Source organism: Pectobacterium wasabiae CFBP 3304 (assembly GCF_001742185.1).
GTDB lineage: Bacteria > Pseudomonadota > Gammaproteobacteria > Enterobacterales > Enterobacteriaceae > Pectobacterium > Pectobacterium wasabiae.
In genome coordinates, this window is record NZ_CP015750.1 from 443,673 (window position 1) to 467,670 (window position 23,998).

At 52.0% G+C, this 23,998-nt stretch carries 14 protein-coding genes and 2 pseudogenes; 6 read left to right on the plus strand and 10 right to left on the minus strand.

Annotation, left to right across the window (positions count from 1 at the left end; genetic code table 11):
* Positions 1-20: 20 nt before the first annotated feature.
* Together A7983_RS02085 and glyA are read right to left on the minus strand one after the other, a co-directional pair.
* Entirely contained in the window at positions 21-1,178 is a 1,158-nt protein-coding gene (locus tag A7983_RS02085) for a 3-phenylpropionate MFS transporter (protein WP_005970195.1), read from the minus strand.
* Positions 1,179-1,619: 441 nt separating this feature from the next.
* Entirely contained in the window at positions 1,620-2,873 is a 1,254-nt protein-coding gene (glyA, locus tag A7983_RS02095; RefSeq protein WP_005970196.1) for a serine hydroxymethyltransferase, read from the minus strand.
* 360 nt (positions 2,874-3,233) lie between these two features.
* Here glyA and hmpA point away from each other — a divergent pair, with 360 nt between their 5' ends.
* From hmpA to pemA, 3 genes are all read left to right on the plus strand, one after another.
* Positions 3,234-4,424: an NO-inducible flavohemoprotein gene (gene hmpA, locus A7983_RS02100; protein ID WP_005970198.1), complete on the plus strand. Its 1,191-nt coding sequence runs from the start codon at positions 3,234-3,236 to the stop codon at positions 4,422-4,424.
* 510 nt (positions 4,425-4,934) lie between these two features.
* Entirely contained in the window at positions 4,935-6,593 is a 1,659-nt protein-coding gene (gene paeY, locus A7983_RS02105; RefSeq protein ID WP_005970199.1) for a pectin acetylesterase PaeY, read from the plus strand.
* 101 nt (positions 6,594-6,694) lie between these two features.
* Positions 6,695-7,801: a pectinesterase PemA gene (gene pemA, locus A7983_RS02110; protein ID WP_005970201.1), complete on the plus strand. Its 1,107-nt coding sequence runs from the start codon at positions 6,695-6,697 to the stop codon at positions 7,799-7,801.
* Between the two features lie 128 nt (positions 7,802-7,929).
* Here the strand turns inward: pemA and glnB are convergent, their stop codons facing one another.
* From glnB to purL, 5 genes are all read right to left on the minus strand, one after another.
* On the minus strand, positions 7,930-8,268 hold the full coding sequence (gene glnB / locus A7983_RS02115; protein WP_005970202.1) for a nitrogen regulatory protein P-II: 339 nt from the start codon (positions 8,266-8,268) through the stop codon (positions 7,930-7,932).
* A 166-nt stretch (positions 8,269-8,434) separates the two neighbouring features.
* Positions 8,435-9,778 (minus strand): two-component system response regulator GlrR, encoded by a 1,344-nt coding sequence (gene glrR / locus A7983_RS02120; protein ID WP_005970204.1) that lies wholly within the window; start codon positions 9,776-9,778, stop codon positions 8,435-8,437.
* Positions 9,775-10,611: a two-component system QseEF-associated lipoprotein QseG gene (qseG, locus tag A7983_RS02125; protein ID WP_005970205.1), complete on the minus strand. Its 837-nt coding sequence runs from the start codon at positions 10,609-10,611 to the stop codon at positions 9,775-9,777. The genes glrR and qseG overlap by 4 nt, the downstream gene beginning before the upstream one ends.
* A gap of 18 nt (positions 10,612-10,629) precedes the next feature.
* On the minus strand, positions 10,630-12,066 hold the full coding sequence (locus A7983_RS02130; protein WP_005970207.1) for a sensor histidine kinase: 1,437 nt from the start codon (positions 12,064-12,066) through the stop codon (positions 10,630-10,632).
* A 701-nt stretch (positions 12,067-12,767) separates the two neighbouring features.
* Positions 12,768-16,655 (minus strand): phosphoribosylformylglycinamidine synthase, encoded by a 3,888-nt coding sequence (gene purL, locus A7983_RS02135; protein WP_005970209.1) that lies wholly within the window; start codon positions 16,653-16,655, stop codon positions 12,768-12,770.
* Between the two features lie 198 nt (positions 16,656-16,853).
* On the opposite strand from purL, the gene mltF reads away from it, so the two are divergent.
* Positions 16,854-18,380 (plus strand): membrane-bound lytic murein transglycosylase MltF, encoded by a 1,527-nt coding sequence (gene mltF / locus A7983_RS02140; protein ID WP_005970210.1) that lies wholly within the window; start codon positions 16,854-16,856, stop codon positions 18,378-18,380.
* 246 nt (positions 18,381-18,626) lie between these two features.
* Here the strand turns inward: mltF and tadA are convergent.
* The 3 genes and pseudogenes from tadA to murQ form a co-directional block, all read right to left on the minus strand.
* A pseudogene (tadA, locus tag A7983_RS02145) lies at positions 18,627-19,102 on the minus strand (tRNA adenosine(34) deaminase TadA).
* Between the two features lie 380 nt (positions 19,103-19,482).
* Positions 19,483-20,121 (minus strand): phosphatidylglycerophosphatase C, encoded by a 639-nt coding sequence (gene yfhb / locus A7983_RS02150; protein WP_039478242.1) that lies wholly within the window; start codon positions 20,119-20,121, stop codon positions 19,483-19,485.
* A gap of 31 nt (positions 20,122-20,152) precedes the next feature.
* Positions 20,153-21,078, minus strand: a pseudogene (gene murQ / locus A7983_RS02155) (N-acetylmuramic acid 6-phosphate etherase).
* A gap of 146 nt (positions 21,079-21,224) precedes the next feature.
* Here murQ and lapG point away from each other — a divergent pair.
* Positions 21,225-21,914 carry a cysteine protease LapG gene (gene lapG, locus A7983_RS02160; RefSeq protein WP_005970215.1) on the plus strand — a complete coding sequence of 230 codons (690 nt, stop codon included), beginning with the start codon at positions 21,225-21,227 and terminating at the stop codon, positions 21,912-21,914.
* 9 nt (positions 21,915-21,923) lie between these two features.
* A complete protein-coding gene (gene lapD, locus A7983_RS02165) occupies positions 21,924-23,876 on the plus strand; it encodes a cyclic di-GMP receptor LapD (protein WP_005970217.1) in 1,953 nt (650 codons plus the stop codon).
* Positions 23,877-23,998 lie beyond the last annotated feature (122 nt).

The window sequence follows — 23,998 nt, forward strand, 5'->3', positions numbered from 1 at the left end:
CAATGTGTTACGCCACTCTCTTATGTTTTTGCGACAGTGTGATAGCTCACAGAGGGCCTGATAAACAGGGCTGGAACCGCCAACAGCGCCATCACCCAAAACGTACCGCCCTGCAAATGATCAAACAGGAAGCCGGACACCATGGTCATCACCGCAATACTCCCGCCCATCGCCAATGCGGAATATACCGCCTGTAATCGCAATACGTCACCATCACTGCGTGCTGCAATAAAACGCATGGCGGCCAGATGACAGACGGTAAACGTACCACAGTGCAATATCTGTATCACAATCAGCCACGGCAGAGCCACCGTCGCCCCCATCAAACCCCAGCGCACCACACCGCATACCGCAGAAAGCAGCAGAAGCTGTCTGGCGCTCCAGCGTCGGAAAAGACGCTGACTAAAGGTAAAAATGACGATCTCCGCGACAACACCCAGCGACCAGAGATAACCGATAATCGAGGCGGAGTAGCCTGAATCCTGCCAATAAATCACGCTGAAACCATAGTAAGCCGCGTGCGCCCCCTGCAACAGCGACACGCAAAGCAGGAAACGCCATACCGCCGGTTCACTCAGTAATTTTTTCCATGGCGTAACGCTGGCAGATTGCGCTGTAGACGCAGCAGCCTGTGGCATCACACTCGGCCGGAACAGCATACCAAGCAGCATGGCGACAAGGCCTGCACTCAGAATCGCCAAGATGGCGGAGTGCCCCCAGATAGCCACCAGTTCCCCCGTCACGGCAGAGGCAATAACAAAGGCAATTGATCCCCATACGCGAACCTTGCCGTAATCCATCGCTACCTGCTTTTGCCACGTGGCAGCCAACGCATCAGTCAGCGGCACCAGCGGCGCAAAAAACAGGTTAAACCCGATCATCACTATCATTAGCCACAGCCAGGCATTACCCAGCCAAAAACCCACCACCAACGCCAATGACAGCAGCGCTAACCCCCGCAATACCGTAATTAATGTGGACGGATCTTTCACGCTGGGCGTAATGACCAGACTACCGATGAAGCGCGCCACCAGCCCTGCCCCCAACAGCATGCCGATCGACTCTGCGGAAAGCCCCTCCCCCTTCAACCATCCGCCCCAAAACGGCAGGAAAACGCCATAACAAAAAAAGTATGTGAAATAGCTCAGCGCCAGCCAGCGCGTCGATTGCAAAACCATGATGTCTCCCTTTCGATGATGAACACTCCCGCTCACCATCCGACAAACTGTAACAAACACGACGTATATAATTCTCAACTGAAAGTACGCCAACGTTTCTTGCTGGCGACTCTTTTTGCCAGTGACTGTTTTTGCTGGTTACTGTGTCAGAGTGCATGCGGTGGCGCAACGCGTTATTCGTCATTACACGTGAACGGAAATATCGCCTGATCGACAGCCATAAAAAATTTCCGAGAGAAATTTTTAACGTTGCGTCAGCAACGGCCCGTAAGGGTGGGTGCCAAGGATGGCACGCCATAAAAAAACGTGGGGAACGTTTTTCAACGTCGCTTGCGACGGCCCCTAAGGGTGGCGGCCAGGGATGGCTCGCCATAAAAAACGCCAGCACACAGGCTGGCGTTTAGTACATGTTCCGACGGTGATGTCAGAAACAGTATGGGATTATGCGTAAACCGGGAAGCGGGCGCAGATATCCAGAACTTTTTGCTTCACGCGTTCAATGGTCGCTTCATCATTGATGTTGTCTAACACATCACAGATCCAGCCAGCCAGTTCACGCACTTCTGCTTCTTTAAAGCCGCGACGCGTTGCTGCTGGCGTACCGATACGGATACCGGAAGTCACGAACGGGCTCTTCGGATCGTTAGGCACGCTGTTTTTGTTCACGGTGATGTTCGCACGGCCCAGCGCAGCATCGGCTTCTTTACCCGTCAGGTTTTTACTGACCAGATCCAGCAGAAACAGGTGGTTGCTGGTCGCACCGGAAACCACGTTGAAACCACGTGACAGGAAGACTTCTACCATTGCTTTGGCGTTTTTCGCAACTTGCTGCTGATAGACTTTGAACTCAGGCTCCATCGCTTCTTTCAGTGCGACAGCTTTACCCGCGATAACGTGCATCAACGGGCCACCCTGACCGCCAGGGAAAACAGCGGAGTTCAGCTTTTTATACAGCTCTTCATCACCGCCTTTCGCCAGAATCAGGCCACCGCGTGGGCCAGCCAGCGTTTTGTGCGTCGTCGTGGTCACGATGTGGGCATGAGGAACCGGGTTAGGGTAAACATCTGCGGCAATCAGACCGGCAACGTGCGCCATATCAACAAACAGGTAAGCACCGATGCTATCAGCGATTTCACGCATCTTCGCCCAGTCAACCACGCCAGAGTAAGCAGAGAAACCGCCAACGATCATTTTTGGTTTGTGCGTGCGCGCCAGTTCAGCCATTTCGTCGTAGTCGATTTTGCCGCTTTCGTCGATACCATAAGGAATAACTTTATACAATTTACCGGACAGGTTAACCGGAGAACCGTGAGTCAGGTGACCACCGTGCGCCAGGTTCATACCCAGAATGGTGTCACCCGGCTGCAGCAGCGCGGTGTAAACGGCAAAGTTAGCCTGAGAGCCGGAGTGCGGCTGCACGTTGGCATAATCGGCACCAAACAGCGCTTTAGCACGATCGATCGCCAATTGCTCAACCACGTCAACATACTCACAGCCGCCGTAGTAACGTTTGCCCGGATAACCTTCAGCATACTTGTTCGTTAGCTGAGACCCTTGAGCCTGCATAACGCGTGGGCTGGTGTAGTTTTCTGATGCAATCAGTTCAATGTGCTCTTCCTGACGCACCACTTCTTGCTCCATTGCTTGCCACAGGTCGGCATCATAATCGGCAATGTTCATTTCACGCTTTAACATCCGGATCTCCTGACTCAGCTAACATAAATATACTGGGAATTGATGGCTCATTTGAGAATGGGCCCACCCTTTTGGGGAATGGCGTATAGTGTAAACCGTTTTTCCCTAATGAAGATAGGTCTTGACAGAGGTTTTTACGCAAACGATTAGCTACAGGCGGCGCAAGGCTTCAGCCAATCTACATTGTGTAGCGACAAACGGATTTTTCTTCATTCTCATCCTGCTATTTCTTCATGTTATTCCCTCTGACCCACGCTAAAAGTCCCCACCACCAAAAAGGTAATTTACAGCGACGGATAAACCCAATAAGATGCATATAAAATACAACTTATAAGTCATGCAAATAAATAAGGAGTCACCATGCTGGATAACCACACTATCGCTATCGTTAAATCAACCATCCCTCTGCTGGCAGAAACTGGTCCGAAACTGACCGCGCATTTCTACGATCGTATGTTTACGCATAACCCGGAGCTCAAAGATATTTTCAACATGAGCAACCAACGCAATGGCGATCAGCGGGAAGCACTGTTCAATGCCATTTGTGCTTATGCGACGAATATTGAAAACCTGGCTGCGCTGCTGCCTGCGGTTGAGCGCATCGCCCAGAAGCATGCCAGTTTTAACATTCAGGCAGATCAGTATCAGATCGTGGGTAGTCACCTATTGGCAACGCTGGATGAAATGTTTAGTCCCGGCCAAGAGGTGCTGGACGCCTGGGGTAAAGCCTATGGCGTACTGGCGAATGTCTTCATCCAACGCGAAAATGATATCTACCGCAGCACCGAAACCCAAAACGGCGGCTGGAGCGGTGTACGCGCTTTCCGCATTGTGAACAAACAGCCACAAAGTTCCGTGATCACCAGCTTCACACTGGAACCCGTCGACGGCCAACCTATCGCTGATTTTCAGCCGGGCCAGTATCTGGCGGTTTACATCAAGCATGATAGTTTTGCCAATCAGGAGATTCGCCAATACTCTCTGACTCATGCGCCGAATGGACAGTCCTACCGGATTGCGGTTAAACGTGAAGCGCAAGGCACCGTTTCCGGCTATCTGCATGCTACCGCTCGTGAAGGCGATATCATTCATCTCGCAGCTCCGCACGGCGACTTCTTCCTTGATATTCCCGCCACCACGCCAGTTGCTCTGATTTCCGGAGGCGTGGGGCAAACCCCGATGCTGGGTATGCTGCATACACTAAAACAACAGAGCCATCAGGCGAAAGTGTTATGGCTGCACGCAGCAGAAAACGGCGCAACGCACGCATTTGCTGATGAAATCGAACAGACGGGGCAATCATTGCCGCAGTTCCAGAACCACATCTGGTATCGGGAACCGCAACAGACCGACCGTCCGGGAGAAGATTATCATCACAGTGGCCTGATGCAGTTATCCTCGCTACAAGATGAATTAACCACGCCGGCTATGCACTACTACTTGTGCGGCCCAGTAGTTTTCATGCAGTTTGTCGCACAGCAGTTGCTGGCAATCGGCATCCCGGCCGAGCAACTGCATTACGAATGTTTTGGTCCGCATAAAGTTGTCTAACCCTCATTGATAACGGATCAAACCCAAAGGTCGCTTTTGCGACCTTTTTTTCGTCTATCAAAACATCGCCTTCCCAGAAACACTTTACTGATCACAATTTTATGGGTCGATACATGGATACTCCGCTAAAAAAGAGGTGGGTCACAAAAAAGAAGATCTTATTGAAATAACATTTCATTTTTAATGAATAATTATTTCACCAAAAGAACCTACGTTTAGATCCTAAATAATTCGAGTCGCGGGACAAAACGTTAGCGTTTTGAACAACGCAAAGCGTTGGCCCGTCAGGGCGAGGCACACGCCAGCGTGCCGAGTATCGCAGCTAACGCACATGCAACTTGAAGAATGACGGGTATAAGTATCGCCCTTGAATCGGCTTGGGTGCACAATAACGGCCCCAATGTTCTCTCTAAAGGCCGTGGCAAGAACGATAAAAAACAGCGATCTTTCTTTGATAACACTTGGGTTCATTAACCGTTTCCGATTAACCAACAAGGGATATGTCCTACCATGGCAAAACGTTTTTCAGAAAGTATGGCTTTAGCGTTGATACTTTCCGCCCCTTTCACATTCGTACACGCTAAAACTCCCGCTGCTGCACACCAGACCGCGACACCAGAGAGTGCTAAATTGCTGTCAGGCTCAACGCTGGGTGAGAAAACCGGCCTATCGGGTAACGTCACCGTTCGGGATATTCACCTGCCCGCCACCATCATAATCAGAGACCAACAAGGCCAGAAACGGCAGACACAGACCGATGAGCAAGGGAAATATCACCTTGATGTCTCAGGTCTCACGCCCCCGTTACGGGTTTTAGCCATTGAATCCGGTGGTAATAACTGCCTGCTGAATAATATTTCCCGTGCAATCTGCCTGTCTGCCGTCGCGCCTTCACTGCATGACGGTAAAGAAAATATCGCCAATATCAACCCACTGACTGACCGCATTACCTCAGATATCGCCGTAGCAGCCGGTTACATCGGCCCACAGCAGCTAACCGACGACACGGAATCACCAAAACTGGATGCCGCAGCATGGAAAACAGCCTATGCCGATTTCCATGCTGGCTTTAATGGCGCGTTAAAACAGGCGGGTATCAGCGCTCCCGCGCGCTTCGATCCCCTAACCTACCCAGCAAGCCAGCAGGAAGCCGTCACCAAAATCGTCAACGTTATTAACCATAACCGCAATTATCACAACAATACGGGTTACTCCGGCCACACCGTTCTAACCGACAGCGCATTTCACCCGATTGTCGGCCTGAACGATAAAGGCAACTATGAACCGCTAGATTATCGCTCTGCCCGCCAAAGCCTGGATGCAATCCAGAAAGCGCAAACCCGCATTTTCCTCGTTGGCGATTCAACCGCAGCCACTTATGAAAAAATGCGCTTGCCACGTATGGGATGGGGTCAGGTTTTTGAACAACAATTCAGTAAAAACAGCAGTGTGAAAATCGTCAATGGCACACGTGCGGGCCGCAGTTCACGCGACTATTTTTACGAAGGCTGGTTCCGCCAAATGCAGCCCCTGATGAAAGAGGGCGATTTCCTGTTTATCCAGATGGGGCACAACGATCAAAACTGCAACGGTGCGAAAGCAGTACGCGGTCCCGCTGACGTTGCGAACCTGTGTACTTACCCGAACGATGCCGCAGGGAAAAAACAGGCCCCGCAGGGGAAAGCGGATATGTCATTCCAGACTTCGCTGGAACGCTACATCACTTTCGCCCGTCAACATAAACTGACGCCGGTACTGCTTACCCCAACCACCCGGGTGAAAACGGCTGAAGGGAAAAACGGCACGCCTGCCGTACATAGCCACTTCACCAAACAAAATGCAGACAACGGCTACGCCTTCGTTGGCGATTACAGCCAGACCATCAAGGACACGGCTGCGACTAACAAGGTCGTTTTGCTGGACATTGAGCCCGCTACTATTGCGTTGGCAAATCAGGGCAACAGCGAGCATTGGAAACAATATTGGCTGGTGATCGATCCCAAAAAATACCCTTACTACCGCGATCAGGCCGGTAGTCTGAGCAAACCAGACACCACCCATTTTCAGAAAAAAGGCGCGATCGCCGTGGCAGAGATTGTCGCGAATGCCATTCGGCAAGAACCTGCGTTAGCGTCGCTGGCGGAAAAAACAGTCAGCAAGCACAAGTAATTATCAGTCAGGCAAAACGATAAGACAGAACCACGCGCGGCATGACGTAGCCGCGCGTTATAGACCTTCCTCTTTCCCTTACCGATTACAGGACTCTGGACATGATAAACACCTTACACTTCGGCAAGACGCTGACTTTAGCCATGTTAATTTCCTCACCCTGGGCGTTAGCACAGGCAGCCGACTACAATGCACTGGTTTCCGCCAATGCAACAGACGCCAAAGCCTACAAAACCATTACTGAAGCTATCGCCAGCGCCCCAGCAGACAGTTCTCCATTTGTTATCTATGTGAAAAATGGCGTCTACCATGAGCGCCTCACCATTACACGTCCCAACATTCATCTTCAGGGCGAAAGCCGCGATGGAACCGTCATCACCGCAACCACCGCAGCCGGGATGCTCAAACCCGATGGCAGCAAATGGGGAACCTATGGCAGCAATACGGTAAAAGTCGACGCCCCCGATTTCAGCGCCCACTCGCTGACCATCAGCAACGATTTCGATTACCTAGCCAATCAGGCAAAAACGAGTGAGGATCCAACTAAATTAAAAGACTCGCAGGCCGTTGCGCTGCTGGTTGCCGAAAATAGCGATCGGGCGTGGTTCCATGATGTCAGCCTGACGGGCTATCAGGACACGCTGTATGTGAAAGGTGGACGCAGTTTCTTCTCAAAATGCCGTATCAGCGGCACCGTTGATTTCATCTTCGGCAACGGCACAGCGCTGTTCGACGATTGTGACATCGTCGCTCGTAACCGTACCGATGTGAAAGATCAACCAATTGGCTACCTCACCGCCCCCAGCACTGACATTAAGCAAAAATATGGTTTGGTTATTATCAATAGCCGGGTGATTAAAGAGAAAGATGTGCCCGCAAAAAGCTATGGTTTGGGCCGCCCTTGGCACCCAACGACCACCTTTGAGGACGGTCGCTATGCCGATCCTAACGCCATCGGCCAGACCGTTTTCCTGAACACCAGCATGGACGACCACATCTATGGCTGGGACAAAATGTCAGGCAAAGATAAACAAGGCGAAAAAATCTGGTTCCATCCGCAGGACTCACGCTTTTTCGAGTATAAATCCAGCGGTAAAGGAGCAGAGAAAAACGATCAGCGCCGTCAGTTGAGCGAGGCGGAAGCAGCAGAATACACTGCTGATAAGGTATTAGCAGGCTGGGTTCCTACTGCACCTAAAGGGAAATAAATGTAACAAAGCCAGCCTTCATCAGGCTGGCTTCTCTATCTGTCGTACTTCACGCTACGTGTGCATTAGCTGCATGAAACTCGAAGGATGTAGCGTGTAAACCGTATTGGCTGAGGGAGGCGAAACGATTAAATCGCTTCCTCATCCTCTTCACCGGTACGAATACGAACAACGCGTGCCACATCAAAAACAAAGATTTTACCGTCACCGATTTTACCCGTCTGCGCGGTCTGTGTGATGGTTTCAACACAGGTATCAACAATATCATCCGAGACAACAATTTCGATTTTCACTTTCGGCAGAAAATCGACCATGTATTCTGCGCCACGATACAATTCGGTGTGACCTTTCTGGCGACCAAAGCCTTTAACTTCCGTTACCGTCATCCCTGTGATGCCCACTTCAGCTAACGCTTCACGCACATCGTCCAGTTTGAACGGCTTAATAATCGCATCAATTTTCTTCATGGAGGAACCTTTGTGTTATCTATGTTGCGGCCAAAGCCGAGCATCAGCAAATAAACAGCATGTCAGAACTCAGGCGGACAATCTATACCCGTCATACTTCAAGCTACTGGTGAATTGTGGGCACTGACCCACGCCACACTACATTACGGGCGCCCTACCTGCTCCCTTAGCGCTCATCTTTAAAATCGTTGGCATCCAGTTCGTGGCGACCCAACAGTTTATAAAATTCCGTTCGGTTACGCCCAGCCATTCGCGCAGCCTGCGTCACATTACCTTTTGCAATCTGTAATAGTTTTCGCAAATAGTTAAGTTCAAACTGATGACGCGCTTCAACAAACGTCGGCAGCGCGGTATTTTCACCTTCCAGTGCCTGCTCAACCAGTGCGTCGCTGATTACCGGGGCGCTGGTCAGCGCCACACACTGTTCGATGACATTCACCAACTGACGCACGTTACCCGGCCAACTTGCCGTCATCAAGCGCTTCATCGCATCGGTTGAAAAGGTGCGCACAAAAGGCTTATGGCGATTGGCGGATTCGCGCAGCAGATGATTTGCCAGCAGCGGAATATCTTCAGCACGTTCATGCAGCGCTGGCAGTTTCATATTCACCACGTTGAGCCGATAATACAGGTCCTCGCGGAATTCGTTTTTTTCCATCGCCTTCGGCAAATCACGGTGCGTGGCGGAGATAATCCGCACGTCAATGTCCAGATCGCGGTTGCTCCCCAACGGGCGGACTTTTCGCTCCTGCAAAACGCGCAGTAGCTTAACCTGTAAAGACAGCGGCATATCGCCGATTTCATCTAAAAACAGCGTACCGCCTTCCGCCGCCTGAAAAAGCCCTTCACGGCTGCTGACTGCGCCAGTAAAGGCTCCTTTCGCATGGCCAAACAGCTCCGACTCCAGCAGCGGCTCCGGCAACGCACCGCAGTTAATCGCGATAAACGCTTTCTTTGCTCGCGGGCTCGCCGCATGAATCGCCTGAGCCAGCACCTCTTTCCCGGTTCCGCTCTGACCATTAATCAGCACGCTAACGTCCGACTGTGCCACCATTCTGGCTTGTTCCAACAGACGTAACATCATTGGGCTACGCGTCACGATGGTTTCACGCCAGCTTTCATCACCTGCCGGCGCAGACAGCGCCATAGCCTCATCGATGGCTTTGTAGAGCGCATCACGGTCGACGGGCTTCGTGAGGAAGCTGAACACCCCCTGCTGCGTCGCCGCAACCGCATCGGGAATGGAACCGTGGGCGGTTAAGATGATTACCGGCATCCCCGGCTGATAGCGCTGGATTTCGGAAAACAGCGCCATGCCATCCATTTCATCCATACGAAGATCGCTGATCACCAGATCAAACGTCTCGCGCGTTAACAGCCGTAACGCCTCTTGGCCGCTCTCCGCCGTCATTACGCTAAATCCTTCGCTGGTCAGACGCATGCCCAGCAGCTTCAGCAGACTGGGGTCATCATCCACGAGCAACAAACTCGCCGTTTTCCGGGCTGTCATTGTCTTGCTGGCTCCTTCTTCGTCGTCGGCTTGTCCGTATGTGATTCCATCGGCGGCGTATAGGTGTCATCCGCATCAACGGACTCATTTCTCGGCTTTGTAGCCGAATTGCGTGAGCCGTCTTTATTTGCCCCCGCACTGCCACGGTGATCGACATCGTTATCCGGCATATCTCCTGACAACTGCTTACGGGACGACAGTTGGCGTTCAATATCCGTCAGGTTTTCCAGTTTCTGCGTGGTTGTTTCTAACTGGTATTGCAGGTGATTTTGCTGCACGCGCAAGGTGTCTAGCTGCTTGTCGCTGGATTCCTGTAAACGCTTATAGCGCAAGCGCTCATCCGATAGCGCCAGAAAGAGCGTTTGTCTATCACGCCAGGTTTGCATCAGCGGACGCAGCGCCGCAGGGAATGCCAGACGATATAAATTAATCTGTTCCAGTACCTGACGTCGCTCAACCTGAGTAATACCGGCATTATCCAGCAAAATGCCCTGCTTAAACGCATTTTCCCAGCTATCTCCCGCGACCTGCTCAGCTTCTTCACGAGCCTGAAACTGGGTCAGACGCCCCGCACAATCCATCGCCCGCAGCCAATAAAGCGCATTGTTCATGGAGTCGCGATCGTCTATCTGCCACAAATGCTCACATTGCGCGATACGGAAATCGGCGACCTGCTCTTTCGGTGGCGTCCCTTCTATTTCCAGCGATGTCGTGCCACTGTTCACATAACTATTGCACGCGGCTAAAACAAGTGGCGACAACAGTACCGCCGCTTTCAGCAAACAGGAGAATTGTCTATTCGCCAGCCATCCCTTCATAAACCTTACATTCATTATTTATTCATTCTCGGACTATTCGTTATCGGACAATAAGGGCAGCTCGATGCGGAAACACACATCAGCATAGTCCACGGTAATTAGGCTAAGCTCACCACGCATACGACGGATGCAATCACGCGCAATACTCAGACCAAGTCCGCTGCCTTTTACCGCACCACGGCGCTGATGGCTTCCCTGATAAAAGGGCTCAAAAATCATGCTCCGCTCGGCATCAGGAATGGGTGTACCACTATTGGCGACATCAATCTGAACACGGTTACCAATCTGACGGCTATAAATCCAAATGTTACCGGATTCCTTCCCGTAGTGCACCGCATTGGAATAGAGATTATCAATCACTCGCATCAGCAACGTCGTTTCCGCCCAGCAGTGCCCAACAGCCAGTGTCACATCGGTATGAATCATTTTGGCGCGGGCGGGCAAACTGTGAGACGACACGACAATATCGACGATCTCTTCAATTTCAACCCGCTCTAGCTCAGTCGGCGTATCCGCCAGTTTGCGATTATAGTCCAGCAGTTGATCGATCAACTGCAATAGGTGACGGCTGCTGCTATCAAGAATCGTGACAACCTCTTTCTGGTCAGCCGTCAGCGGCCCGACCACCTCATCGGCCAGCAGTTCGGTGCCCTCCCGCAGGCTAGCCAGCGGTGTCTTGAGTTCGTGGGAAATATGGCGCAAGAATTCATGCCGCTGCGACTCCAGCCAGGACAGACGCTCACTCAGCCAGATAATGCGCTGCGCCAGCGTCCGAATCTCACGCGGGCCTTTGAACGTGCTGGTATTCCCCAGCGAACGACCTTCGCCAAGGCGGTTAATCATCCGCTCTACGCCATTAACCGGGCCAATAATCATCCGCGTAAAAAGAACCACCAGCAGTACGCTGACCAGGAAGAGGAGCAACGCTTGCCAACCAAAGAACTGACCGCGTTCAGAAATAGCCTGCTGGAGTTGCTGACCGCGTGAGAAAACGACGTCACGCGTCACCTGCACCATCTGTCCGTTAGCGCGAGAGAACCCTTCCAGCAGGTTGGACGCCGTTTGTTCCGGGCCGCTATTATGACAGCGTATTTCACCAAGCTGAGTCAGCAGTTGACGTAACGTCTGGTAATAACGGGGATCGGGCAGTACCCGCGCGTGGGAGTCCAGCATTTGCGAATACTGTTTACGCTGATTCTGGTAGAGCGTCGCCAGCGTCTGGTCATCTAATACACAGTATTGTCGATAGCTACGCTCCATCGCCAGCGCTACGCTGGTCATCGCCTCACTGCGGCGGGCATCCGCCAGCGTTGTCCGGTTAATATCCGCAGCTTGTTCGCTCAGCATGTTCAAGCTTTGATAAGCCTGATAGGCCAGCACCAACAGCGGCAGCAGTACCAACAAGAACGCCATAATTACTAATTGCCGCAGAGAACGCGGGAATAAACGCCATCGTTTCAAAGAAATCATCTCGTTACCTATCGAATCCGCTCTGATGCTAACTGAGTCTTATAAAAGTTCAACGTTTTCCCTTACGGCATGCGTAACGCTTCGCAAGACGGCATAAATACCGATGTAACACTGTAGAAAGTAACGTCGTAAAAACAATCAGGGAGATTTTCTGGGGGATGTGGCGGTATAAAGCATCACGCGGCCAGAAGAATCACTCCCTCTGGCCGCGTAACTGAATAGGCGGTGCCTCACTCAACGTGTCGTCCGATGCTTGATAACGTTCGTTTTCACGTACTGTTATCGGTCTGGTGGACGATAGGCACCCTTTCTTTTGGCATCATTCCAGATGTTATGAGCGAAAATATTTGCCAGTTAGCAACGCAATCATAACCAGTTGAATGAGCAACACTGGTTAAAATGCACTTATTATGCCAACTATAAAAATAAAAAATAAATATCTGATTATTAATGTTTTTTAATTTTTATTAAATCGCTAAATAAATTATCCAGAGTGCAAACAGCGAAAATACGCGAAAAAGAGACGATTGATGTCGCTAAAAACAGACAGCTTTATGTCGCCATTACAGTATTCATACAAATCAAATAGTTAAATGTCACCAATTAGAGACAGAAAAAATCAATCCGTCGCAAAAAAACGACAAACTGAGACAACAGGTGTAAAAAAGGGGCCGAAGCCCCTTTCCCTAACAGACGTTAACTCAGCCCAGTTGTCTGCGTGCATTGCGGAACATACGCATCCACGGGCCATCCTCGCCCCATTCTTCTGGATGCCAGGAGTTACTAACGGTACGGAACACGCGCTCAGGGTGCGGCATCATGACAGTTGCCCGACCGCTGGTGCTGGTTACCGCCGTAATACCGTTTGGCGACCCATTCGGGTTAGCTGGATAATTTTCGGTTACCTGGCCGTAGTGGTTGATATAACGCAGTGCTACCAGACCGTGTTCTTCAATTGCCGCCAGATGGGTATCATCACGGACTTCAACTTGTCCTTCGCCGTGTGAAACGGCAATCGGCATGCGCGATCCTGCCATATCATTCATGAACAGCGACGGGCTTTTCTCCACTTCAACCAAGCTGAAACGTGCTTCAAAGCGATCGGATTTATTGCGGACAAAACGCGGCCAGAGATCGGCACCCGGAATCAGTTCACGCAAATTCGACATCATCTGGCAGCCGTTACATACGCCCAGCGCCAACGTCTGCGGACGCAGGAAGAATTCAGCGAATTCATCACGCACGCGAGAGTTGAACAGAATAGATTTAGCCCAGCCTTCACCCGCACCCAGCACGTCACCATAAGAGAAACCGCCACACGCAACCAGCGCTTGGAAATCCTGCAAGTTACGACGATTCGCCAGCAGGTCGCTCATATGGATATCAATAGCATCAAAACCAGCACGGTGGAACGCCGCTGCCATTTCTACGTGCGAGTTCACCCCCTGCTCACGCAGGACAGCCACTTTAGGCCGGACATTCTTAGCAATATAAGGCGCTGCAATGTCTTGCTTCGGATCAAAGGTCAGCGACACATTCAGGCCGGGATCGTTATCATCCTGTCTGGCGATGTGTTCCTGATCGGCACACTGCGGATTATCACGCAGGCGCTGCATTTGCCAACTGGTTTCAGCCCACCAGCGGCGCAACGTCGAACGGTTTTCCTGATAGACCGCTTCAGCCCCCTGATTGATGGTGAAACGCGTCCCTTCTTCAGCCTGACCGAGGTAGTGCACGCAATCAGCCAAACCATGCAACGCCAGAATAGCTTCCACTTCGGCACGACGCGCGGCCGGGATCTGGATCACGGCACCCAACTCTTCGTTAAACAGCGTCGCCAGCGTATCCTCACCCTGAGACGTGATATCAACGGTGACACCGCAGTGACCAGCAAACGCCATCTCTGCCAGCGTCACCAGCAGGCCACCGTCTGAACGGTCATGGTAGGCCAGAAGCGCCTTAGCCGCGACCAACTCTTGGATAGCATTAAAGAAACCCGCCAGTTGCTCTGGACTATGCACATCTGCCGTCTTACGACCTAGTTGGCGATAAACCTGTGCCAACGCCGTCGCACCTAATGCTTTATTGCCTGCGCCCAGATCGATCAGCAGCAACGCATTATCCTGCCCGGTACGCAATTGTGGCGTTACCGTGTTACGCACGTCTTCTACACGCGCAAATGCAGAGATCACCAGCGACATCGGCGAGGTGACTGCGCGATCTTCACCGTCTTCCTGCCAGCGGGTTTTCATCGACATGGAGTCTTTACCCACCGGGATCGTCAGACCCAACGCTGGACACAACTCCTCACCCACGGCTTTTACCGCATCATACAGGCCGGCGTCTTCGCCCGGATGCCCTGCTGCTGCCATCCAGTTTGCAGACAACTTCACGCGAGTCAGCGGACCGATATGCGTGGCAGCAATGTTCGTCAGCGCCTCACCCACAGCCAAACGCGCGGAGGCCGCAAAGTTACGCAACGCGACAGGCGCACGTTCACCAATAGACATCGCCTCGCCGTAATAGCTGTCAAGGCTAGCGGTGGTCACTGCACAGTCAGCCACCGGCACCTGCCACGGACCGACCATCTGATCGCGCGCTACCATACCGGTAACAGAACGGTCGCCGATGGTGATCAGGAAGGTTTTTTCCGCAACCACAGGCAAATGCAGCACGCGTTCGACCGCTTCGGCCAGATAAATTTCGTCACGCTGTAACGGTGTGCCTTCTACCTGTTTGCGCTCTACATCACGCAGCATCTTCGGCGTTTTACCCAGCAGCACATCCAGCGGTAAATCGATAGGTTTGTTGTTGAAATAACGATCGTTCATCGTCAGATGCAATTCTTCCGTCGCTTCACCAATCACCGCGTAAGGGGCGCGTTCACGGCGGCAAATGTCATCAAACTGTGCCAACTGCTCTGGCGCAACCGCCAGAACGTAGCGCTCCTGCGATTCGTTACACCAGACTTCCAGCGGGCTCATGCCCGGCTCGTCGTTCAGAATATCGCGCAGTTCAAAGCGACCGCCGCGACCGCCATCACTCACCAACTCAGGCATTGCATTCGATAAACCGCCCGCGCCGACATCGTGAATGAACAGGATCGGGTTGGCTTCGCCCAATTGCCAGCAGCGGTCGATCACTTCCTGACAGCGACGCTCCATTTCTGGGTTATCACGCTGCACAGAAGCAAAATCCAGATCCGCATCAGATTGACCCGATGCCATGGAAGACGCCGCGCCACCGCCCAGACCGATATTCATGGACGGCCCGCCCAGAACAATCAGTTTAGCTCCGACGCTAATTTCGCCTTTTTTGACGTGATCGGCACGGATGTTACCAATACCGCCCGCCAACATGATCGGCTTATGGTAACCGCGCAGTTCTGCACCATTGTGGCTATCAACACGCTCTTCATAAGTACGGAAATAGCCAGTCAGTGCAGGACGGCCGAATTCGTTGTTAAATGCCGCACCGCCCAATGGGCCTTCGGTCATGATATCCAGTGCGCTGACAATGCGATCTGGCTTGCCGAACTCTTCTTCTTCCCACGATTGGATAAAGCCAGGAATACGCAGGTTCGATACGGAGAAACCAACCAAACCGGCTTTCGGCTTAGAGCCTCGACCCGTAGCGCCTTCATCACGGATTTCACCGCCAGATCCTGTTGCTGCGCCCGGCCACGGTGAAATCGCAGTTGGGTGGTTATGCGTTTCAACCTTCATCAGGATATGTGCGTCTTCCTGATGGTAAGCATATTGCCCGTTGGTGTCGGTATAGAAACGGCCGACGGAGGAGCCTTCCATTACGGAGGCGTTGTCTTTATAGGCGGAGAGAACGTGATCGGGTGTGTGTTCAAAGGTATTTTTGATCATTTTGAACAGTGATTTCGGCTGAGTTACGCCGTCGATCACCCAATCTGCGTTAAAAATCTTATGTCGGCAGTGCTCAGAATTCGCCTGCGCAAACATATACAGTTCGATATCGGTTGGGTTACGACCCAGATTGTTGAAGGCTTCCAGCAGATAATCAATTTCATCTTCCGCCAATGCCAACCCCAGACGGACGTTCGCCTCTTCCAACGCCTGACGCCCTTGCAGCAAAATTTCGATACGCTTGAAAGGTGCAGGTTGATGATGAGAGAACAGCGCTTCCGCCTGCTGCAGGTCGCTAAATACGCTTTCCATCATCCGGTCATGCAACAGTGCCCCCAGCTGCTGCCACTGCTCATCACTCAACGTTGGCGCATGAATATAGAAAGCCAGACCGCGCTCCAGACGCAGCACGTTGCTTAATCCACAGTTATGGGCGATGTCCGTCGCTTTGGAAGACCACGGTGAAATAGTGCCAGGACGCGGCGTGACCAGTAACAAACGACCTTGCGGCTCGTGCTCCGCGAGAGAAGGACCATACTTCAGCAAACGTGTCAGTTTGGCCTGTTCATCGTTGTTCAGCGGGGCGCTGACATCGGCGAAATGTACGTATTCAGCATAGATATCGCTGACTGGCAAAACGTGCTCTTTGCAGCGGACCAGCAATTTATTAATACGAAAAGCCGATAAAGCAGGTGAACCACGCAGTATTTCCATAATCTAAAGTTCTCTCGTCTTCGATGCACTGGCTGCAATACAGCCACTGGGCACAACAGGGGGGAAACGCGCACATTATAGAGAATCCTTCCCTCGGACGAAACCGTTTGCGTGGCGATAATTTCACTTCGCATCTGCCGAATGATTAATCGGTGACCAAATCAATAAAAGTTGCACACTGGCGGTTTGTTAAGCAAAATGCCCCCACTCTGGGAAATGACGTATAAAAAAACTGCCGTTACAGACAGCCTGGCCACCCGGCCACCGAGAGATAACTATTTGAAGCCTTTAAAATTAAATTATTTTTTCATCGGGATTATCACGTTACTACTGGCGTTAGCGCTATGGCCTAGCATTCCCTGGCGCAGCAGTCAGGATGTACAGCTCAGGCAGATCCTCTCACGCGGCGAGTTGCGTATCAGCACCGTTAACTCACCGCTGACCTATGCAATGAGCAACGGATCCCCGACAGGTCTGGATTATGAACTGGCAAAACGTTTCGCCGATTACCTCGGCGTCAAGCTGGTGGTTTCGTCGCGCAAGAACCTTGACGAACTGTTCGACGATCTGGACGGTAACGATGCCGACCTGCTGGCTGCCGGGCTGATTTACAATCACGAGCGTCTGGAGCGTTTCCGTGCTGGCCCAACCTACTACTCCATTTCGCAGCAAATGGTCTATCGCCTCGGTTCACCTCGTCCCAAAACGCTGGATAAGCTACAAGGCCGCCTCGTTGTCACATCGGGTTCCGCCCACGCAGCGACCCTGCGCGATTTAAAAGCAGAGAAATACCCACAGTTGAGTTGGGAATCCGCCTCCGATCAGAGCACGCAGGAATTATTGAAACAGGTTGCCGACGGCAAACTGGACTATGCGCTAGGTGATTCCGTTACCATCGGCCTGATGCAGCGTATTCATCCACAGCTCGCCGTTGCCTTTGATCTTAGCGACGAAGAGCCTGTCACCTGGTATATGCGCCGTTCGCACGATGATAGCCTGTCTGCTGCCTTGTTGGATTTTTTCAGCAAGATTGTCGAAGACGGTACGCTCGCGCGCCTAGAGGAAAAATATCTCGGTCACGTTGGCGAATTTGATTATGTCGATACCACCACGTTTCTGGGGGCGATTGATGAAACGCTGCCAGACCTGCGCCCGCTGTTCGAAAAGTACGCCACCCATATCGACTGGAAGTTGCTGGCCGCCATCTCCTATCAAGAGTCACACTGGAACCCATTGGCAACCTCCCCTACTGGCGTGCGTGGGCTGATGATGCTAACGCGTAACACCGCAGAAAGCCTGAACGTGACCGATCGCGTCGACCCAGAGCAGAGTATCCGCGGCGGCGCACAATATATGTCGTATATGATGCAGAAAATGCCAGACACCATTCCCGAAGATGAAAAAATCTGGTTTGCGCTGGCATCCTACAACATGGGATACGCCCATCTGCTTGATGCACGTAAATTGACCGAAAAACAAAAGGGTAATCCTGACAGTTGGGTAGACGTAAAAATGCGCCTGCCAATGTTGAGCCAGAAGCGCTATTACACCCAAACCACCTACGGCTACGCGCGCGGGCAAGAAGCCTATAACTACGTGGAAAACATTCGACGCTATATGGTGAGTCTGGAAGGTTATCTGATAGAAAAAGAAGCCAAGGCTCAGCAACAAACCCAGATTGCGCAAAGCTATCCGGCAGTTCCTCTCAACAAGGTGCCGGAATAAAAAATACTAGAATGGACCTATACCCTAAATAATTCGAGTTGCGTGACAAAACGTTAGCGTTTTGAGTAACGCTCTGCGTTGACCCTTTAGGGCAAGGCCCATTTATGGCCTTGTAACGCGGCAACTGAGCGACAAATTGGTTTCAAACCGATTTGAACGCCACTTGCGGCGGCCCTTCAGGGCGAGGCTCAGAACTGAGCCGAGTATTGCCAACGCACAAGCAGCTTGAAGTATGACGGGTATACGCTATTCCTGCGCAGCGTTTTTCTCTGCCACACGACGGGCTTTATGCTGCTCGCGACGCAGACGAAAGAACGTGCTGAGCGTTGCAGAACATTCGTCAGCCAACACACCAGATTCAATCACGATCTGATGATTCATGCCGGGGTGACGCAGAATGTCTAACAGCGATCCGGCCGCCCCCGTTTTCTCATCTGACGCGCCATAAACCAGACGGCCAATACGCCCATGTATCATCGCGCCCGCACACATGATGCACGGCTCCAACGTGACATACAGCGTGGTCTCCAGCAGGCGGTAGTTCTGCAACACAATCCCCCCTGCCGCAGTGCCATAATTTCAGCGTGCGCGGTAGGATCGTGATGCCCTATCGGACGGTTCCATCCTTCACCAATCGCTTCGTTATCCAGCACCAGCACCGCGCCAACCGGGACTTCGCCTTCATCTTGAGCACGCTGAGCCAGCGTCAACGCATAGCGCATCCAGTATTCATCATTACGCAGGCTAACCACGTTTCCTCACTTATACCCGTAATACTTCAAGCTGCATGTGCGTTGGCTGCATTCGCTCACCCGAATCACTTACCTGAGTAAGTGATTCGGGATGAAATGAGAGACATCCTGTCTCTCACCGAAGGCCAGCCGCTGGCTGGCCAAATTCGTTCCCGACAAATTTGTCCCTCTCTTGCCGCGTTATTCGGCCTTATGGCCTCACCCCTTCGGGGTCAGCGCAAACGCTGTTCAAAACGCTAACGTTTTGTCCTGAACTCGAATTATTTGGGGTATAGAACCTATATCAGTAGGCCCTTATTATTCACATTTTGGCGGCGCATTATACCTATATGGATGACGTATTGAAGGCGTTACTCTAGTTGTTGTAGGCTACCTTCAGGCGTCACCCGCCAGCGGTGTTCGCAAAAATAGAGCAATGGGTTGTCCTGCTTGCTATCGCTATAGCCGCTGTAGAGCTTGAGCGGGGCACCTAAACGCTGTTCCATCTGCGTTACTTTCTCATGCCCGAGACAGCGCAGCGTGAGTACCCAGCCGCCGTAGCGACGCGTAATCTGACTCCCCATCAGGCGAACGCCAGATAGAAAAGGCGAATCATGATAGACCTGTTCCACCAGCCGCTGTGGCGATCCGGTCACCAGCCAAACCTGAGCATCACTGTCTTCGAGATAGGTTTTCAGCCGCTGCTGAACCTGTGGAAACGGTATGACATCGCGACGAAACGCAGCAACGAACTGTTTTTCAAGCTGAACAAGCTCATCTTCGTCACGCCCAAACGTAATCGCCCACAGCAGCCAGCTCATTGGCCAGCGAGCCGCACGACCACGAATTAATAAGCCCAGTCCAATAACAGGTAAGAGCGGAATAACCAGAACGAGATTTAACGGCAACCGACAAAGCAAGAAACGCAGAAAGTTGCCAAACATGTCTTGCTGATGCAACGTGCCATCCAGATCAAAAAAAACAATGCGTTGCTCTCGCTTATCACTCAAAACCTCTCCCCCGACTTGCATCAAGATAGTCTTATCCGCTAATCAGCGCCTCACGCAGATAACCGTTGTGCTGCTTCAGGCGTTCACGCGCCGTCTCCACATCAATATTAGCCAGAAGCATCAGAATCGCAGGTTTAACGTCATTATCCGCCTGTACCAACGCCTGCCGTGCCTTATCCTGCTCTGCGCCCGTCGCTTCCACCACGATACGGCAAGCCCGATCCAGCAGCTTCACATTGGTCGCCTTCACATCAACCATCAAATTTTGGTACACCTTACCCAGCTTAACCATTACGCCGGTAGAAATCATATTCAGAACTAATTTTTGCGCTGTTCCTGATTTCAGCCGCGTCGAGCCCGTTAACGCCTCCGGGCCGACCACAGGAGATATCGCCACCTGCGCTTCCTGTGCGATTGGGGAGTCAGGGTTACAAGAGATTGCCGCTGTCCGGCTGCCAACGTGGCGCGCATAGCGCAATGCGCCAATCACATACGGCGTTCGGCCCGATGCCGCAAGGCCGATCACCATATCAGCAGCGGTTAAAGCCAACGCTTTCAAATCAGCCTCACCCAGTGCAGGATCGTCTTCCGCGCCTTCTACCGCCTTAAGTAACGCCCCCGGCCCGCCGGCAATCAGACCGATAACCAGCCCGTGTGGCACACCAAACGTCGGCGGACATTCCGATGCATCCAATACTCCTAAACGGCCGCTAGTGCCCGCTCCCAGATAGATCAGCCGCCCCCCGCCTGTAACGAGGCCGTAGCCAGATCGACAGCCTCGGCGATCGCGGGTAAAACCTGCGCGATGGCTTCAGGCACTTTCCGATCTTCCTGATTAAAGGCGTGCATCATCTCCAGCGTAGATAACTGATCCAGCGACATTGTTGCCGGGTTACGAGTTTCAGAAACCAGTTTTCCTAAATTAAGACGCTCTCTATTCACTATGCCTGAACTCATTCTGATACCTCATGCCTTATGCCAGCGTTCTTTCAATGATTTTCACCACTATAATCGCTTTGGAGCCCTGAAAAAGTAAGCTATTCTGCATCGTAGCATCGAATTCACTCTCCCATTCATCTCGCAAAGTAAACAGAGAAACCTCAGTGCGACTCTCCAGGTTCAAGCTCTCCGGTTACAAGCTGTTCTTTATTAGCTGTCTGCTGTTTCTGCTGGCGGGTTCTCTACGTGCGGACTGGGATTTTATTACCATTAATCAGCGGACCGAGCAGCTTTATGGCCCGGCAACGCCCGACGCTCGCCGTCGGATAGATGAATGGCAAACGCTGTTGGTCAATTCCCGCAATAAAAACGAAAAAGCGCTGCTGAGTAGCGTGAACCAGTTTTTCAACGATCGTATGCTGTTTCGCGATGATATTGTCGTCTGGAATCAGGAAGATTACTGGGCAACACCGATTGAAGCACTGCGTAAAGGCGCTGGAGATTGTGAGGATTATGCGCTTGCCAAGTATTTTACGCTGCGCCATTTAGGCGTTCCAGCGGACAAATTACGCATTACCTATGTTAAAGCCTTGCGTCTGAATAAAGCGCATATGGTGCTCACCTATTACCCTACGCCAACGTCAATTCCGCTGGTGTTGGATAATCTGACTGACAAGATCCAACCTGCGACAGAGCGCAACGATTTAGTTCCGGTGTACGCCTTTAATGGCGGTGGTCTCTGGCTACCGGGGGCAAGCGGCAGCAACAAACGCGTCGGTGACAGTAAACGACTTTCACGCTGGCAGGATGTATTAACCAAAATGCGTGCCGAAGGGTTTTCAATTGAGGAGTAAAGGTAGGCTATGTCTTTATACAAACAATTACTGATAGCCATCTGCCTGTTTGTGCTAATCATTTTCAGCGGGAGTTTTTTCGTCAGCCTGGAAAATTCGCGCGAACAATATAATAACCAGCTTCACTCGCATGCACAGGATGCGGCGACCGCACTCGGGCTTTCCCTAACGCCGAATATTGATGACCCGGCGATGGTGGAGCTGATGGTCAGCTCGATTTTCGACAGCGGCTATTTTTCCAGTATTCGCGTGCGAGATTTAAAAACCGGCAGCGTTACGCTGGAACGTACCGCATCACCGGATATCCCTGACGTACCGATCTGGTTTGTCCGATTAGTGGACCTTCAGCCCGGCGCAGGCGAAGCCATTGTGATGCGAGGTTGGGAACAGGCGGCAAAAGTCGAAGTCGTCAGCCACCCAATGTTCGCAGTAACCCGACTGTGGCGCAGCAGTACAGCTACTTTCCTGTGGCTGCTTGGCTGCGGTACGCTAGGCGTACTCATCGGCGCGTTGTTCCTACGCCGCCAGTTACGCCCACTCGACTATATCGTCGATCAATCGCTGGCGATTACCCGCCGTGAATTCCTTAGCCAGCCGGATCTGCCCAATACGCCGGAATTCCGCCGCGTCGCACAGGCAATGAACCTGATGGTCAGCAAACTCAAAACTCTGTTTGAAGAGGAGGCGGAGCGGAGCGAGCGCTTACGTCAGGAAGCCTATCAGGATCCACAAACCGGGCTGAATAACCGCCGTGCATTTGATATGCAATTCAACGACAAACTGGCCGATGAGGAAACGGCACCGGGCTTTCTTATTATGATTCGCGTTCAGGATCTGGCGGGTATGAATCAACGACTGGGCGGCCAGCGTACCGATGCGCTGTTAGCCTCCGTAGGGAATATCCTGCGAAAAACGCAAAAACAGCACACGAATACGGAAAGTCTTCTGGCACGTATCCGCGGTGGGGAATTTGCCCTGTTCTGCCCTGGCTTGGTTGATAAAGAAGCCTATGCGCTGATTGGAGAACTGACGCGTAACATCGAAACCTTGTATCTGACAGGCGAAACCGATGTCTCCCCTGTTGCCCAATTCGGCATGGTGCCTTTCCGTCACGGTGACACCGCACAATCCCTGTTTATTCAGGGCGATCAGGCGCTCACGCGAGCCGAAAGTGATACCGATACTGCCGCCTCTCACCAGATTCCGTCACTCAGTGTCGAACAGATCGAGACCGATCGCCATATGTGGTTTAACCTGCTCGATCCCATCCTTGAACAGGAGCGTTTGCAGCTTTTCCTGCAACCCGTTGTCGCGTGTGACGATCCCAGCCAGATATTACATCACAAGGTACTGGCTCGCATTCAGGATGCGCAAGGAAACAGCATCGCGGCAGGTCGCTTCCTGCCGTGGATCCAACGCTTTGGCTGGGATACCCGGCTGGATCAGACCATGCTACGTGAAGTATTGGCCTATCTCCGCCAGCACGACGGCAACCTCGCACTGAGCCTGTCTGGCACCACAGCCCTGAATCTTCATCTACTCGCCGATCTGCTCGCCCCGCTGAAGCATCAACCAGACGTTGCCAAACGACTGATTTTGGAGCTGGATGAGAACCAACTGCCAGACAGCGTCCAACTGGAAGCCTTAATCAAGCTATTGAATGAGCATGGCTGTGCGCTGGGGTTACAGCACTTTGGTGGACGCTTTAATATGATCGGCAACTTGGCCCAGTGGGGGCTGGCTTACCTGAAAGTCGATGGTAGCTACATCCGTAATATCGATCAGGAAAGCGATAAGCAAATGTTTATCGAAGCGCTGTACCGTGCCACCAACAGCATTGCCTTACCGCTTATCGCCGAACGCGTTGAAACGTCGGGTGAACTGAAAGTACTTCAGGATATGGGATTGCAGGGCGCAATGGGACGACTGCTGGGTGAACCAGCGCCAGCACTCAAGGTCTGACGTGACGCCATTTTGGCTAACGGAATTTTAACCGTCCCGGTTTCTTCTATTGCGGAGAGAAACCGGGATCGACGTTAAAATATTATCGCTTTAACACATTGTATCTTTAAAACATTATCTCT

Bases quoted from the DNA above. Each gene is read 5' to 3' on its own strand.
- glyA (WP_005970196.1), bottom strand. From the start codon at position 2,873: ATGTTAAAGCGTGAAATGAACATTGCCGATTATGATGCCGACCTGTGG.
- A7983_RS02085 (WP_005970195.1), bottom strand. From the start codon at position 1,178: ATGGTTTTGCAATCGACGCGCTGGCTGGCGCTGAGCTATTTCACATAC.
- pemA (WP_005970201.1), top strand. From the start codon at position 6,695: ATGATAAACACCTTACACTTCGGCAAGACGCTGACTTTAGCCATGTTA.
- A7983_RS02130 (WP_005970207.1), bottom strand. From the start codon at position 12,066: ATGATTTCTTTGAAACGATGGCGTTTATTCCCGCGTTCTCTGCGGCAA.
- glnB (WP_005970202.1), bottom strand. From the start codon at position 8,268: ATGAAGAAAATTGATGCGATTATTAAGCCGTTCAAACTGGACGATGTG.
- paeY (WP_005970199.1), top strand. From the start codon at position 4,935: ATGGCAAAACGTTTTTCAGAAAGTATGGCTTTAGCGTTGATACTTTCC.
- glrR (WP_005970204.1), bottom strand. From the start codon at position 9,778: ATGACAGCCCGGAAAACGGCGAGTTTGTTGCTCGTGGATGATGACCCC.
- qseG (WP_005970205.1), bottom strand. From the start codon at position 10,611: ATGAATGTAAGGTTTATGAAGGGATGGCTGGCGAATAGACAATTCTCC.
- mltF (WP_005970210.1), top strand. From the start codon at position 16,854: ATGCCCCCACTCTGGGAAATGACGTATAAAAAAACTGCCGTTACAGAC.
- hmpA (WP_005970198.1), top strand. From the start codon at position 3,234: ATGCTGGATAACCACACTATCGCTATCGTTAAATCAACCATCCCTCTG.
- purL (WP_005970209.1), bottom strand. From the start codon at position 16,655: ATGGAAATACTGCGTGGTTCACCTGCTTTATCGGCTTTTCGTATTAAT.
- lapD (WP_005970217.1), top strand. From the start codon at position 21,924: ATGTCTTTATACAAACAATTACTGATAGCCATCTGCCTGTTTGTGCTA.